Origin of the sequence: Clostridium sp. chh4-2 (assembly GCF_002899675.1) — a bacterium.
Classification (GTDB): Bacteria; Bacillota; Clostridia; order Lachnospirales; family Lachnospiraceae; genus CHH4-2.
Map to the genome: position 1 here is coordinate 176,523 of NZ_PKUU01000002.1, position 13,618 is coordinate 190,140.

The following is a 13,618-nucleotide window of genomic DNA, read 5'->3' on the forward strand; positions in this document are numbered from 1 at the left end:
CAAAATCATAGCCTTAGTCAATGATTATACTAATAAATATAAATTAGACAAATGATATTGAGAATATTATACTGGAATTACCAGGAAAGGTCAAGAAAACAGACACTTTCTGGAAACCGCGGCCCGGGGGAATATGAGATCAAAGGAGAAGGAGTTATGTCGAAAGAGGAAAAAACAAAAAAGGGGTTTCGCATGCCCCATACATTCGTGATTATTTTTATCATTATTTTAGTGGCGGTGGCATTTACATGGCTGATTCCGGCAGGGGAGTATGCCAGATTTGAAAATGCACAGGGAATCAAGGTGATCGATCCGTCCCAGTTCAGCTTAATAAACAGAAGTCCGGTTAATCCATTATTAATAACGTCCTATATCGTTAACGCATTTATTAAAAATGCGGATTTGATTATGGTTATTTTATTTTCAGGCGGCGCATTTCATATTATCACCCAGACAGGCGCTCTTCAGGCTGTAATTGCGAAGCTGGCGAAAAAGTTTTCCAATCACATCGCCATCTTTATCCCGATTCTGTCCCTGGTATTTGCGCTGATCTGTACCACTCAGGCGGTGAATATGTTTATCGCATTTGCTCCTGTTATGGTGATGCTTGCGCTTGCTCTTGGCTTAGATTCCATCTGCGGGGTGGCGATCATCATTCTGGGCGGAGCGATCGGATTTTCCACGGGAACATTGAACGTGAGCACCACGGTAATCAGCCAGAAAATCGCTGAGCTTCCGTTATATTCGGGAATCGGCTACCGCTTCTTATGTTTCGGAGTATTTTTTGTGGTGACGAACTTATTTTTAATCCGTTATGCCAACAAAATCAGAAAGAATCCGCGGCTGTCTCCGATGTATGAGCTGGACAGCAAAAACGTGATGAAAGAGAATCTGAAGCTGGATGATTTCGGCGTGATGACCCTTAGAAAATGGCTGGCAGTGGCTTGTCTGGTGATTGCGCTCGTAATCATTGTGTACGGAAGCGTTGCAAAAGGATGGGATGTGGCAGAGCATGCGGCCGTATTCATGGCGCTGGGCATTGTGGCGGGACTTGTGGCAGGATTTAAACCCAGCCAGATATCCAAAGAGTTTTTAGCAGGATGTAAGGATATGCTGGGAGCGGCAATGATTATCGGATTGGCCCGGAGCATCGGCAGCATCATGACAGACGGCAATATTATCGATACGGTTGTACATACTCTGGCAGGTATTTTAAATGTCATTCCATTCTATCTTCAGGGAGTGGGAATGCTGGTTGCCAACACGATTATCAACGTGTTCATCACCTCCGGTTCCGGCCAGGCCTCGGTTGTGATGCCGATTATGGTTCCTCTGGCCGATCTTCTCGGTATGACAAGGCAGACTGCCATTCTGGCCTTTAACTTCGGCGACGGATTCTGCAACTATGTTCTGCCCACATCCACCGCATTGATGGGAATCATCGGCGCGGCCAATATTCCTTATGATAAATGGATGAAATTCATGTGGAAATGTTTTCTTCTCTGGATGGTGACCGGAGCGGTGATGATTCTGATTGCCCAGGCAATTCATCTGGGGCCGATGTAAAAACAGGGGTTCGGGGGAGAACAGAAACTTTAGAATCCGCAGATTGGAGAATGAATATGAAAGATGAACTTTTTAAAGAGATAGACAAACAGTCAGAACAGCTTTTTGAGATGGCTGACAGGATCTTCGATCACCCGGAAATAGGCGGGGAAGAAAAAATGGCTTCCAAACTGCTGGCCGGATATCTGAAACAAAATGGCTTTTCGGTGGAAGAGGGCCTGGCCGGTTTGGAAACAGCATTCCGCGGGGTATGGCAGAACGGAGAAGGAGGCCCTGTCATCGGTCTTCTCTGTGAATATGACGCGCTGGAAGGTTTAGGCCACGGCTGCGGCCATCATATGCAGGGACCGGCCTGTCTCGGCGCGGCTTCTGCCATAAAAAATATTTTCAGGGATAAGCCGTACCGCTTGGTTGTATACGGAACGCCTGCTGAGGAAACATTTGGCGGCAAGATCAATCTGATGAAGGAAGGGTATCTGAAAGAACTGGATACGGCCCTCATGATGCACGGCGCTCCGGATACCTGTACGGATATGAAATGCCTGGCTCTGTCGTCCTTCGACGTCACCTACAGGGGGAAATCCTCTCACGCCGCCATCCGGCCGGAGGAGGGGAGAAGCGCCTTTGACGCCATGCTCCTGGCTTTTCAGGGAGTGGAGTTTTTAAGGGAGCATGTAAAAGATGATGTGAGAATGCATTACACATTGAGGCAGCTGCCCGGGCCGGAAAATGTGGTTCCTGAGGTTTCCGTGGGCAGATTTGCCCTCCGCTCCTTTTCCAGGGAATACTTAGACCAGGTGATAAAGCGGTTTATGGATGTTGTCCGGGGAGCCGCGCTGATGGCAGGCGTTGACTATGAAATTTCGGAACAGCCGCCGTTGGACAATAAAGTTCCCGTGACCGCATTAAATGATCTTTTGGTGGAAAATGCCAGGGCGGCAGGGGCGCCGGGCCTCCGTCCGCCGAGAGAACGCACCGGTTCCACGGATTTTGGAAATGTGATGCACGAGATACCGGGAAGCTGCATCCGGGTCAAATTCGTGCCGGAAGGAACTTCTTCCCACTCTCAGGCGTACGTGGATGCAGGAAAGACAAAGGAAGCACATGAATGCATTCTGTATGGGGCAAAGGCCATGGCGGGAGCCGCGCTGGATATTTTGCAGCAGGATGGACTTTTAGACAAAATAAAAGAAGAATTTAAGAAAAACAGGGAAATATATAAATAGAAAAGAGATGAGCCGCCCGCCGCAAGGCGGGGGAGAAGGGATGGTGGAAGCGATGATCAGGAAAAAAAATATGGTGAGGAATTTATGTTATCTGCTGGCCGGATCATTTGTATATAGCTTGGGAACCCACTGTTTTGTGGCTCCTGCCAACATCGCCCCCGGCGGAGCGTCCGGTCTGGCATTGATGGCAAATTATATATGCGGCCTTCCGGTTGGTGTTCTGACCATGGTGATCAATGTGCCGCTGCTGGTTCTGGCCTGGATTTATCTGAGCAGGGGATTTGCCGTCGGCACTGCGGTTTCCTGCGGCGTCTGCTCCGTCATTCTGGATATGGTGGTGGCTCCCGTATTCCCGGTCTATCAGGGCGACCGGCTGCTGTGCAGTTTATTCGGAGGCGTGATCGTGGGAGCGGGAATGGCCCTTATTTTTCTGGCCGGCACCACTACGGGAGGAAGCGATATTCTGGGATATATTCTGCAGAAGAAAAAGCCTCATATCTCCATCGGCCGGGCGCTTATGATCGTGGATGGGGTTGTGTTAGTCGTATCCATCTTTGTTTTTGACAATGTGGAATCCGGGCTTTTCGGAATGATCGCCCTATACGCCCAGACGCGAGTGATCGACAGCATTATCTATGGTAATGACATGGGCAGCATGGTGACCATTGTCACGGGAAAACCGAAGGAAATCGCAGACGGAATTATCGGTGAGCTGGAACGCAGCGCCACGATTATGGCGGGAAAAGGGGCTTACAGCCAGAAAGATACCCAGGTGCTCCTGTGTACGGTGAGAAAATCCCAGTTCAGCCGTTTAAAGGAAATCATCCGGGAAGCGGACCCGGCGGCCTTTGTCATGGTGACGGAGACTACGGAGGTGTTCGGAGAAGGATTTAAGGAGATTCACCAGTCATAGCAGTGATCAATAAAAAATGCCGGGACTCACATGGAGTTCCGGCATTCGGATTATATTATGCAACCTGTACGTTGGTAGCTTTTAATTTGCGGGAATCTTTCGGATCCTGTTCGGTATCGAATGTAACTTTCTGTCCTTCTTCTAAGCTCTTAAAGCCGTTAGAAACGATTGCTGAAAAATGTACGAATACATCATCTCCGCCGTTGTCGTTTGTGATAAATCCGTAACCCTTCTGTGCGTTAAACCATTTTACTGTACCGTTATTCATAATCAGTACCTCCATATAATATTCGAATCAAAGAAAAAAGCTGGCCAGCGAATAACAAATCATTTTAAACGACTTGTCATTCACGGTCAGCTTTAAAATTCATATTGATTACCCAGTAAGCATAACACCGATTTCGGTAAGTGTCAATCAAAATGTGGAAAGATTGTTCTCAATCCGCAGATGTTGTTACTGTTCACGGCTCCTGGGCCTCTGCCGTCTGGTTTGGCTCCGCGCGGTATATACAGCCTTCCCGGATATGGACGGGGTCTAAAAACAAGCGGCCATCATCTTTTGACGGACTTCTTCTTCTGAGATCTCCATGGCTACTGAAAATTCTGAGCAGATCAGCTTTTCAATTTTCTTCAAATTACGGTCATCCGTAGTATTTAAATTTTTTCCGATCAGAGAGCGTTTGCTCTTTTCCAGCTCAATCCCCTTGTAGACTTCCAGATATTGTTTGTAGTCTCCGGTTTTCAGGATCTCTGCGTATTCTTTTTCACGGAATTTGTTATTTTTATTGTAAATTCCTTTTAATTCCGGCAGAGAGCCAACATACTGTTCCGCCTGTTTTTTAGAAATGGTGTATCTCAGCATATGTTTATTCTCCAGCTTCACATAGATGATATTACCGGTTGTATTGAGCGGCTGCAGCTTGTAATACACCTGACCCGTTGTAATGAAATCAGGGACTCCAATATCCCGGATCTGGCACACGCCACCATTTTCGTATACGATAACATCATTAATTTTAAACATACAATCACCCTGACTTTCTATTTGCTTGACAAAAAGGAAAGACTGCATTGATACCAATATGGTTCAAGGCAGTCTATAAATCTTATTATAGCACATTTAACATCATTTTCCTAGTGTAATATGCTTTCATTTTATTTTCTGTCTTTTTTACCAAATTTGTATTATAATTATCACGTAAAAACAGGAAAGTGAAGGTTACAAATTATGAACCAGGACCAATTTGCCGGATTCGGCTTATCGGAAGAGATATTAGAAACGCTGAGACTTCTGAAATATGAAGCGCCCACGCCGATCCAGAAGGAAGTGATCCCTCTCGTACTGGCTGGAAAAGACGTGATTGCCAAATCCCAGACGGGTACGGGAAAGACGGCGGCATTTGCAATACCCATCTGCGAGAAGGTGATATGGGAAGAAAACCGGCCTCAGGCTTTGGTCCTTGAGCCCACCAGGGAACTGGCCGTCCAGGTGAGGGAAGAGCTGTTTCATGTGGGAAGAAAGAAACGTTTAAAGGTTCCTGCCGTATTCGGAGGATTTCCCATCGACAAACAGATTCAGACACTAAAGCAAAAGTCTCATATTGTGGTCGGAACTCCCGGCCGGGTGATGGATCATATAAGAAGAGACAGCTTAAAGACGGACAAGATAAGATGCCTTGTGATCGACGAAGCCGATCTGATGCTGGATATGGGATTTTTGGACGACGTAAAACAGATTATGGACAGCATTCCCGGGCGGATTCAGATTCTGCTTTTTTCGGCCACAATCGGAGAACGGGTGAAACAGCTGTCGGACGCCTATCTGTCGGAGGCGGCAGTGATCGAGATGGAATCGGAGACAGAGACAGCCCATGGAATCGAGCAGGCCGTTTACAACACCGGATCAGAGGAAAAATACCAGACATTATTCCGTGTGCTTGTAAGGGAAAAGCCGTCCGACTGCATGATCTTCTGCGGCACCAGGGAAATGGTCAATGTGCTGTACCGGAAGCTGTCAAAAGATGGGCTGCGCTGCGGGATGATTCACGGTGAGGTGGATCAGGCCGACCGGTTAAAGACCATTGAAGCGTTCCGAGACGGAAGAATTCATTATTTGATCGCCACCGATGTGGCGGCGAGAGGCGTGGATTTCGATAACATTTCCCATGTGGTCAATTATGACTTCCCTACGAATAAAGAAACGTTTGTGCACCGCTGCGGGCGTACGGGCCGCAATGGAAAGACCGGGAGGGCCATCAGCCTTGTGACGGAAGAAGAGGAGAGGATGAAACAGGCGGTGGAAGCTTATATCGGCGAAACCCTGCCTGTTGTGGAATGTCCGGTTCCGGATGAGCAGGAAATCCGGTCATTTAAAAACAGCCAGAGAAATCAGACCCCTTTGAAGGTGAGAAAAGGCGCAGCCTTAAATAAGTCTATCATGAGGCTTTCCATCGGAGGCGGTAAAAAATCCAAGATCCGGGCGGTTGATATAGTGGGAACCATCTGCAATGTGGAAGGAATAGGATCGGAAGATATTGGAATCATAGATGTGAGAGACAGTTTAACCTATGTGGAGATTTTAAATGGTAAAGGTGAAATGGTGCTGGAAGCTCTTCAGAGCAAGCCGATCAAAGGCAAGCTGAGAAAAGTGAGAAAAACCAGAACCTATTAAAAGGAGTGAGAACGATGTGGTTTTGGATCTTTTTATTGATCTGCAATATGCTTATTCCGGCTACCATGGTCGGATTCGGCTGGGTTCTTAAAAATCGTACGCCGAAGGAGATTAATTCAATCTTTGGATACAGGACGAAACGGTCCATGAAAAACAAGGAAACATGGGAATTTGCCAACCGTTACTGCGGGCAGATATGGATAAAAGCAGGGCTGATAATGATAGCGCCCACCATCCTTGCGACCGCAGTCTGCTATCCCCTTGACGACGACGGTCAGGGGTGGGTATCTTTGGCGGTGACTGCGGTGCAGTGTGTGGTGCTGATCGGCTCCATTTTCCCTGTGGAGAAGGCTTTAAAGAAGAAATTTGGAGATAAGTAGTTAAACAAAACTTCATCTGAATCAGATGGGAGCGATTTTTCCTCCATGCACCTTTTTCAGCATGAAGATTCCGACGATGGAGGCCGCCGCTTCCGCTAACGGAAATGCCAGCCAGATTCCGATCACTCCAAATGCTTGTGAAAGGATAAAGCTGAGCGGCAGTGTGATCACAAACTGCCGGAGCAGGGAGATGATCAGCGATTCTTTTCCCATGCCTAATGCTTCAAAGGTTCCGGAATAGATAATTCCGATGGTGGAGACTAAGAATCCGCAGCTGATGATTCTAAGTGCTGTGGTACCGGCGGAAAGCAGAGCTTCTTCTGCATCGAACATGGCGAAGATTTGAGCCGGAATGATCATAGCCGCCGCAGTTCCTGCCAGCATAATGGCTGCGGCCGTATAAAGGCTGTAGCGGATCACTTTGCGCACCCGGTCCATGTCTCCGGCGCCGTAATTGAAGCCGATAATGGGCCTCATTCCCTGGACGATTCCATTGGCCGGCATATAGATAAAGGTCTGCAGCTTGAAATAAACGCCTAAAACAGCCACATAAATCTCTGAAAATCCGGTGAGCAGCCGGTTTAATATGCTGACCAAGATGGAAGGCAGAAGCAGCATGATGGTGGATGGAATGCCCACAGAGTAAATTTGGCGGATGATCTCCTTATCAAAATGCAGATATTTGGGGTGGATTGCCACAGGAAAATTCTTCCTGCGCACGTGGTAAACCGCTACATAGAGCAGGAACGCGGCGATCTGCCCGGTTACGGTAGCGATGGCAGCTCCGGTAATCCCCATGGCCGGAACGCCGAAAAGGCCGAAGATCAGGATCGGGTCCAGTATAATATTGATGATACATCCGGTGGCCAGTAAAACCATGGTGGCTTTCATGGCGCCCACGCCCTGAAAGATCTTTTCCATAGCCAGCTGAAGCAGGCATCCAAAGGAAACGCAGAGCACGATATAGGTATACTGGGAGGCCAGCATAAGTGTCTGGCTGTCTTTTGTAAACAGGGCGAGAAATGGTTTTGTAACCAGCAGACCGAATCCCACAAACAGGAGGCAGTGAACCGCAGATAAGGCCACTCCGATGGTGGCGGCCTGGTTCGCCTTCTCATGATTCCCGGCGCCCAGATAGATGGAAATGGCCGAACTGATTCCCACGCCCACGCCGACAGCCACGGAAACCGTGATATTCTGCAGCGGAAATGCCAGGGAAACCGCGGTCAGCGCCTGGGTTCCCAGTCGGGAGATGTAAATGCTGTCCACAATATTATAAAGGGACTGGATCAGCATGGAGAGCATCATCGGCACGGACATGGACATCAAAAGCCCGAAAACGGGGCGGGTTCGCATAAAATCATTGGTTTGTTTCATGGTAAAAATCCTTTCTTTGAATGAAGTGAAAATTGTTGGTGAACCGGTTAAGATGAATGAAAAAACCGCCGGCCCCTGTTTGAATGCTGAAACAGGAAAACCGGCGGTTGATATATTTTGCTGTAATTACCGAGATTTATACTATCATGGAGCGTGGGGAAAGTCAAGGAAATTGTTACTGTTCACGGCTCCCTGGGCCTCTGCCGTTTGGTCCGGCTCCGCGGGGGATATACAGCCTTTCCTGTGACTTTGCAGGGCATTAGCAATTCTTAACGTGCAGAATTTTTCGTTCAAGGGAAATGTCCACCTGTTTGAGCGAAGCGAGTTTGGGCATTTCCCTTAGTTTTTAGAAAAATCCTGCACGTTTAGAAGCGCTTATGCCCGAAAACGGAACAGGAAAGGCTGTATATCCCCCGCGGAGCCGGACCAGACAGCAGAGGCCCAGGGAGCCGTGAACAGGAACAGAAAATTGGGTGGAAATAAAATGTGAAGAACAGATACCATTTTAAAGGGAGATAAGGTATAATAAAAAAGTCAAGGCATTTTTACTTAAAGGGTGAAGGCTTTTTCGAAAATGCCTTCACCCTCTATATAAAAAAAGGAAAAGGAGAAGGTAGTAATGAAACAGGACATGATTGTAATTCTGGACCTTGGAAGTACAGAGAACACAGTGATTGCGCGTCAGATCCGCGACATGGGCGTATACAGCGAAATTCATCCCCATGATATCACCGTGGAAGAGCTAAACGCTTTACAGAATGTAAAGGGAATTATATTAAATGGCGGTGAAAACCGCGTGGTGGACGGGAAAGCGGTTGACGTGGACCCTGCGCTCTATGACTGTGGATATCCGGTGATTTCCATCGATCATCCAACTGCTAAATGCAGCAAACAGCTTTCGAATCTGCCGGAAGAAGATGTTTTAAAGGAATTTGTATTCGATACCTGTAAAGCGGAACCCAACTGGAATATGAAGAATTTCATCGAAGACCAGGTAGAACTGATCAGAAAACAGGTAGGAGACAAAAAAGTTCTTCTGGCATTATCCGGCGGAGTGGATTCTTCCGTAGTTGCGGCACTTTTGATAAAAGCGATCGGACAGCAGCTGTACTGTGTTCATGTAAATCATGGTTTAATGCGCAAAAATGAGTCGGAAAGCGTGGTGGAAGTGTTCAGAAACCAGCTTCACGCTAATTTGGTTTATGTGGATGCCACAGAGCGTTTCCTTGGAAAACTGGAAGGCGTGGCAGATCCGGAAGAGAAGAGAAAGATCATCGGCGGCGAATTTATCCGCGTATTCGAGGAAGAAGCCAGAAAATTGGAAGGAATTGATTTCCTGGGACAGGGAACTATCTATCCTGACATTATCGAAAGCGGAACAAAGACTGCAAAGATGGTAAAATCCCATCATAACGTGGGCGGACTTCCTGAAGATCTTAAATTTGAACTGGTTGAACCGTTAAAACAGCTGTTTAAAGACGAAGTGCGCGCCTGCGGCGTGGAACTGGGACTTCCTGCCGGCATGGTATACCGTCAGCCGTTCCCTGGACCTGGACTTGGTGTCAGATGTCTTGGCGCGATTACACGGGACCGTCTGGAAGCTGTCAGAGAATCAGACGCTATTTTGAGAGAAGAATTTGAAAAAGCAGGACTGGACAAGAAGGTATGGCAGTATTTTACCGTGGTGCCGGACTTTAAGTCGGTTGGTGTGAAAAATAATGCGAGATGTTTTGAGTACATGGTAATTCTTCGCGCAATCAATACGATCGATGCCATGAGCGCGACGATTGAGCGTGTGGATTGGGATGTGCTTCAGAAGATTACGGACAGAATTTTAGCGGAAGTGGAGAATGTTAACAGGGTTTGTTATGATATGTCTCCGAAGCCTCCGGCTACGATTGAATTCGAATAAAGAAAATTTTATACAGAGTATATTATATGGCAGGAAGTCTATGAGATTACCTGCCATATTTATATTTTTTATATTGTAAAGGTTATAATTTTATGATAAAATCAAAAAAAAGAACATATGTTTGGTGATTCGATAGATATACAAGTATATTACTAAAGAAAGATGTCTGTGAGGGGAGGTTGAGAATGAATGAAAAATATGAGAATTGATGCCAACGGGACAGAAATCAGAGTGATGGGGGATGTTGTCAATGAGGATGCTTATATTTCTTTGACTGACATTGCAAAATATAAGAATCCAGATAATGCTTTTATTGTGATTGCAAATTGGATGCGCAATCATTCCACTATTTCATTCATAGGTTTATGGGAGCAAATTCACAATCCAAATTTTAAACCTATCGAATTCGATAGGTTTAAAGCTGAATCGGGAGATAATGCCTTTACATTAACACCGCAGCAATGGATAAAAGCAACTGATGCAATTGGCATCATTTCAAAATCGGGACGTTATGGCGGAACATATGCTCATACAGATATTGCTTTTGAGTTTGCTTCTTGGATTTCTCCTGAGTTCAAACTCTATATTATTAAAGACTATCAGAGACTAAAGAAAGATGAAGCTGAACGGCTTGCAATTGGATGGGATGTAAAAAGAGAGTTATCAAAAATTAATTATCGCATTCATACAGATGCAGTAAAGGAATTTCTTATTACACCTACATTGTCAACACAGGAAATGGCATATACATATGCTTCGGAAGCGGATATTCTCAACATGGCACTGTTCGGAAAAACAGCGGCACAATGGAGAAATGAAAAAGGAATAAGTGGGAAAACGCCTAATATCAGGGATTTTGCATCAGCGGAAGAGTTAGTTGTACTTATCAATTTAGAAGATACAAATGCCGATTTAATAAGGCAAGAAGTGCCTAAATTGGAACGCTTGAAGATATTAAGAGAAAAGGCATATCGACAATTAGAACTTTTAAAAAGAAATCAAGAAACTATTACTGCACTGAAGCAGAACCTTATTGAAGACATATAAAGATAAATGAGTGGGGAGGCTCTATATGGCGACAAAAAAACAATTAATCCCGAGCGGCCAAGAGAAAGACTACAGTCATCCGGCAGTACAGGGAGTTCTTTACTGTAACAAGCTGTTTGAATACGAACGAAGTTATAAGGAAAAAGGACTGTCCTATGCACAGGTATACAAACGCCGCCAGAAGGGTGCAAAGCCGGTTGTGGAAGGCTTCATGCGCTGGCTAGATGGGCAGCATCCAGAAAAGGGGAGCCGCATGGATCGGGCAGTAACCTATATCCGAAATCGAAAAGATACTTTGATGACTTACCTCGAAGACGGACGCTGCAGTCTGAGTAACAACCCATCGGAGAATTCCCTCCGCCCGGTGACATTGGGCCGAAAGAACTGGATGTTCAGTGACAGCCAGGATGGTGCAAATGCGAGTATAGAATGTAACAAAAAATCAGAGTAAAACGCTCGTTACCCTGACATCAAGTATTGATGCCAGGGCGGTCGTGTTGGGATACCCTAACACTTGGCGCTTACATTCGTTCTTTATAAGATACACAAAAAAATATCAGGTATTTTTGTGTAACACCAGAAAAAATAAATAAATTCCTTCAATAATTTGTTGTCCATATTTTGCCCAGCTACTTTATTCCGACTTTTTTTCCGCAATCCCCTTACAATGGAAAAAGAAAGTGACATTTTGCAAATCAAAGATATCATCAGTGTTCATAAAATTGTAAAAGCATTAGGGCTATCTTACAGTAGCAGGCCGCACTCAAAAGCCAGAACCATATACTTCTCTGCACTACTAAGCCCATACAAACTCAAATCCCTGATTTCCCATGTATCAGAACTAAGATTATCCGCTCCATACAAAAATTGAATAAAAGGAATATTCCTGTATTTTGAAACTGCCAGCATGGAAGCGCACTCCATTTCTACGGTAAGACATCCCTCTTGCCTGCGTTCCTGAATGACCGGAACCGTTTCTCTGTAAATGGCGTCCGAAGTCCAAGTTTTGCCTTTTACATAGGAGTATCCGCAGTCTATTAAAACATGTTCCAACACCTGAACTGCGTGCGTATCTGCTTCAATTTCCGCTGATGGAGCGATATAATGATAACTTGTGCCCTCATCACGGACAGCAGAAACCGGGATAACAATGTTGTCTTTTACCTTCTCATCGTCTAATACCCCGCAAGAACCGAACAAAACAAACTTTTTAGCTCCCATAGCAATGATTTCTTCAAAGCATGCAGCACAGGCAGGCGCGCCTACTAAGGACTGATAGAAAGCAATATCCGTATCTTTATAGCGGATCTTATAGACGGGCGTCATACCATTTGCAGTGTATAACTCCGCTATCTTTTCGGCAGCATCTAACGAAGAAAACTTTCCAATAATATTTTCTGAAAATGTAGAGACACAAACTTCCGGAAAGCCATCAACTTTTTTTGTTGTGTCAGAAGGGCTGAATAAAGCCGGTTCTGAAATTTCTTTTCTTTGAAATATCGTATACAATTTTATACACCTCATTTCGATTAATTTACTGGTTACAATTTGCCTGAGATTTCGGAAGGTTTTTATTATTCCGGTATTCGGATGGCGTACAGCCCATAATTTCACGGAACGACTTGGCAAAATAGCTGTTTTCCTGAAATCCGCACTCCAGACAGATATCCTGGATCTTTTGATTGGTGGAAGCCAGCAGTTCGGCGGCTTTTTGTATCCGGTACTGCTTGACGTACTGGATCGGAGTGGTTCCGATGGTGTTATGGAAACATCTCAGGCATTCGCTTGGGCTGACGGAGATGCTTTGGGCGATCATTTCTGCATTCAGCTCTACTTGGTAATGGTTATGTATGAATTCGAGCATAAGCTTTACTCGGAAATTGTCCCGCAATTCTTTCTCAGAGGGCTGGGCGGGCTGGGAGGAGCGGTGGATACCCAATTGGTATAGGAATTTGGACAATTCGGAGCGCACATCCAGCTCATAACCGTCCGGTTCGGATACACAGAGATTCCACACGTGCTCAATCGTCTGCAGACTTTTTTTCTGCCAGTCAATCTCCCGGTTAAAACAGAAGAAGGGGAGATTTTTGTCAGATATCAAAGGCTGCACGTATTTTTGCCAGATGATGCTGTCGGGATTTCCGCCTGCCAGTCTGGGATGAAAGACAATGGAATGCAGACGGCAGCCGGAAGCTTCTATATCCCAGGCGCCATGCAGAACATTTGCATTGATGAAAAAACCATTTCCGGTTTCCAACGTGTATTTTTGGGAACCTGCGGCAACGACCGCTTTTCCTTGAGTGATAACCACGGCCTCCAATTCGTCGTGCCAATGCCATGGAACGCCCTCCGGCAGCAGATCATCGTGATAGCATGCGATGGGGAATAGGGTGGTTCCATGGTTTGTCAGCTCTTTTCCGCTTTCATCGGTTTGCGGGGCACAAAATGATAAGGCCATAAATTCCTCCTTTTGGATGTTTTATTGTATATAAATGGTTGAATTTTCCTATTTCATAGATAAAAATG

The 13,618-nt window shown here is 45.8% G+C and carries 13 protein-coding genes; 8 read left to right on the forward strand and 5 right to left on the reverse strand.

Going from position 1 to position 13,618, the window contains the following annotated elements; genetic code table 11:
• Positions 1-156 precede the first annotated feature (156 nt).
• The 3 genes from C0033_RS02675 to C0033_RS02685 all read left to right on the forward strand — a co-directional run bounded on the left by C0033_RS02675 (position 157) and on the right by C0033_RS02685 (position 3,705).
• Complete coding sequence (locus tag C0033_RS02675; protein ID WP_103226317.1) at positions 157-1,566, forward strand: Na+/H+ antiporter NhaC family protein; 1,410 nt, start codon at positions 157-159, stop codon at positions 1,564-1,566.
• A gap of 56 nt (positions 1,567-1,622) precedes the next feature.
• Positions 1,623-2,792 (forward strand): M20 family metallopeptidase, encoded by a 1,170-nt coding sequence (locus tag C0033_RS02680; RefSeq protein WP_103226318.1) that lies wholly within the window; start codon positions 1,623-1,625, stop codon positions 2,790-2,792.
• A gap of 70 nt (positions 2,793-2,862) precedes the next feature.
• Positions 2,863-3,705 carry a YitT family protein gene (locus C0033_RS02685; protein ID WP_242984395.1) on the forward strand — a complete coding sequence of 281 codons (843 nt, stop codon included), beginning with the start codon at positions 2,863-2,865 and terminating at the stop codon, positions 3,703-3,705.
• A gap of 55 nt (positions 3,706-3,760) precedes the next feature.
• Here C0033_RS02685 and C0033_RS02690 read toward each other — a convergent pair whose 3' ends face one another.
• Together C0033_RS02690 and C0033_RS02695 are read right to left on the reverse strand one after the other, a co-directional pair.
• Positions 3,761-3,973: a cold-shock protein gene (locus C0033_RS02690; RefSeq protein WP_103226320.1), complete on the reverse strand. Its 213-nt coding sequence runs from the start codon at positions 3,971-3,973 to the stop codon at positions 3,761-3,763.
• Between the two features lie 267 nt (positions 3,974-4,240).
• Entirely contained in the window at positions 4,241-4,729 is a 489-nt protein-coding gene (locus tag C0033_RS02695; RefSeq protein ID WP_180994532.1) for a CarD family transcriptional regulator, read from the reverse strand.
• A gap of 204 nt (positions 4,730-4,933) precedes the next feature.
• Here C0033_RS02695 and C0033_RS02700 point away from each other — a divergent pair, with 204 nt between their 5' ends.
• Both C0033_RS02700 and C0033_RS02705 read left to right on the forward strand, forming a co-directional pair.
• Positions 4,934-6,376: a DEAD/DEAH box helicase gene (locus tag C0033_RS02700; protein WP_103226322.1), complete on the forward strand. Its 1,443-nt coding sequence runs from the start codon at positions 4,934-4,936 to the stop codon at positions 6,374-6,376.
• Between the two features lie 14 nt (positions 6,377-6,390).
• On the forward strand, positions 6,391-6,756 hold the full coding sequence (locus C0033_RS02705) for an SdpI family protein (RefSeq protein WP_103226323.1): 366 nt from the start codon (positions 6,391-6,393) through the stop codon (positions 6,754-6,756).
• A 21-nt stretch (positions 6,757-6,777) separates the two neighbouring features.
• On the opposite strand, the gene C0033_RS02710 is transcribed toward C0033_RS02705, so the two are convergent.
• Positions 6,778-8,133: an MATE family efflux transporter gene (locus C0033_RS02710; protein WP_103226324.1), complete on the reverse strand. Its 1,356-nt coding sequence runs from the start codon at positions 8,131-8,133 to the stop codon at positions 6,778-6,780.
• Positions 8,134-8,752: 619 nt separating this feature from the next.
• On the opposite strand from C0033_RS02710, the gene guaA reads away from it, so the two are divergent.
• From guaA to C0033_RS02730, 3 genes are all read left to right on the forward strand, one after another.
• Positions 8,753-10,045 carry a glutamine-hydrolyzing GMP synthase gene (guaA, locus tag C0033_RS02720; protein ID WP_103226326.1) on the forward strand — a complete coding sequence of 431 codons (1,293 nt, stop codon included), beginning with the start codon at positions 8,753-8,755 and terminating at the stop codon, positions 10,043-10,045.
• Positions 10,046-10,234: 189 nt separating this feature from the next.
• Positions 10,235-11,092 carry a KilA-N domain-containing protein gene (locus C0033_RS02725; RefSeq protein ID WP_103226327.1) on the forward strand — a complete coding sequence of 286 codons (858 nt, stop codon included), beginning with the start codon at positions 10,235-10,237 and terminating at the stop codon, positions 11,090-11,092.
• A gap of 25 nt (positions 11,093-11,117) precedes the next feature.
• Complete coding sequence (locus tag C0033_RS02730; protein ID WP_103226328.1) at positions 11,118-11,543, forward strand: transposase; 426 nt, start codon at positions 11,118-11,120, stop codon at positions 11,541-11,543.
• Between the two features lie 293 nt (positions 11,544-11,836).
• On the opposite strand, the gene C0033_RS02735 is transcribed toward C0033_RS02730, so the two are convergent.
• Both C0033_RS02735 and C0033_RS02740 read right to left on the reverse strand, forming a co-directional pair.
• Entirely contained in the window at positions 11,837-12,616 is a 780-nt protein-coding gene (locus C0033_RS02735) for a nucleoside phosphorylase (protein ID WP_347501016.1), read from the reverse strand.
• Between the two features lie 10 nt (positions 12,617-12,626).
• Positions 12,627-13,550, reverse strand: a complete 924-nt coding sequence (locus tag C0033_RS02740; RefSeq protein ID WP_103226330.1) for an AraC family transcriptional regulator — start codon at positions 13,548-13,550, stop codon at positions 12,627-12,629.
• Positions 13,551-13,618 lie beyond the last annotated feature (68 nt).

Bases quoted from the DNA above. Each gene is read 5' to 3' on its own strand.
- C0033_RS02710 (WP_103226324.1), bottom strand. From the start codon at position 8,133: ATGAAACAAACCAATGATTTTATGCGAACCCGCCCCGTTTTCGGGCTT.
- C0033_RS02680 (WP_103226318.1), top strand. From the start codon at position 1,623: ATGAAAGATGAACTTTTTAAAGAGATAGACAAACAGTCAGAACAGCTT.
- C0033_RS02730 (WP_103226328.1), top strand. From the start codon at position 11,118: ATGGCGACAAAAAAACAATTAATCCCGAGCGGCCAAGAGAAAGACTAC.
- guaA (WP_103226326.1), top strand. From the start codon at position 8,753: ATGAAACAGGACATGATTGTAATTCTGGACCTTGGAAGTACAGAGAAC.
- C0033_RS02695 (WP_180994532.1), bottom strand. From the start codon at position 4,729: ATGTTTAAAATTAATGATGTTATCGTATACGAAAATGGTGGCGTGTGC.
- C0033_RS02705 (WP_103226323.1), top strand. From the start codon at position 6,391: ATGTGGTTTTGGATCTTTTTATTGATCTGCAATATGCTTATTCCGGCT.
- C0033_RS02690 (WP_103226320.1), bottom strand. From the start codon at position 3,973: ATGAATAACGGTACAGTAAAATGGTTTAACGCACAGAAGGGTTACGGA.
- C0033_RS02700 (WP_103226322.1), top strand. From the start codon at position 4,934: ATGAACCAGGACCAATTTGCCGGATTCGGCTTATCGGAAGAGATATTA.
- C0033_RS02735 (WP_347501016.1), bottom strand. From the start codon at position 12,616: ATGAGGTGTATAAAATTGTATACGATATTTCAAAGAAAAGAAATTTCA.
- C0033_RS02725 (WP_103226327.1), top strand. From the start codon at position 10,235: ATGAAAAATATGAGAATTGATGCCAACGGGACAGAAATCAGAGTGATG.
- C0033_RS02740 (WP_103226330.1), bottom strand. From the start codon at position 13,550: ATGGCCTTATCATTTTGTGCCCCGCAAACCGATGAAAGCGGAAAAGAG.
- C0033_RS02675 (WP_103226317.1), top strand. From the start codon at position 157: ATGTCGAAAGAGGAAAAAACAAAAAAGGGGTTTCGCATGCCCCATACA.
- C0033_RS02685 (WP_242984395.1), top strand. From the start codon at position 2,863: ATGGTGAGGAATTTATGTTATCTGCTGGCCGGATCATTTGTATATAGC.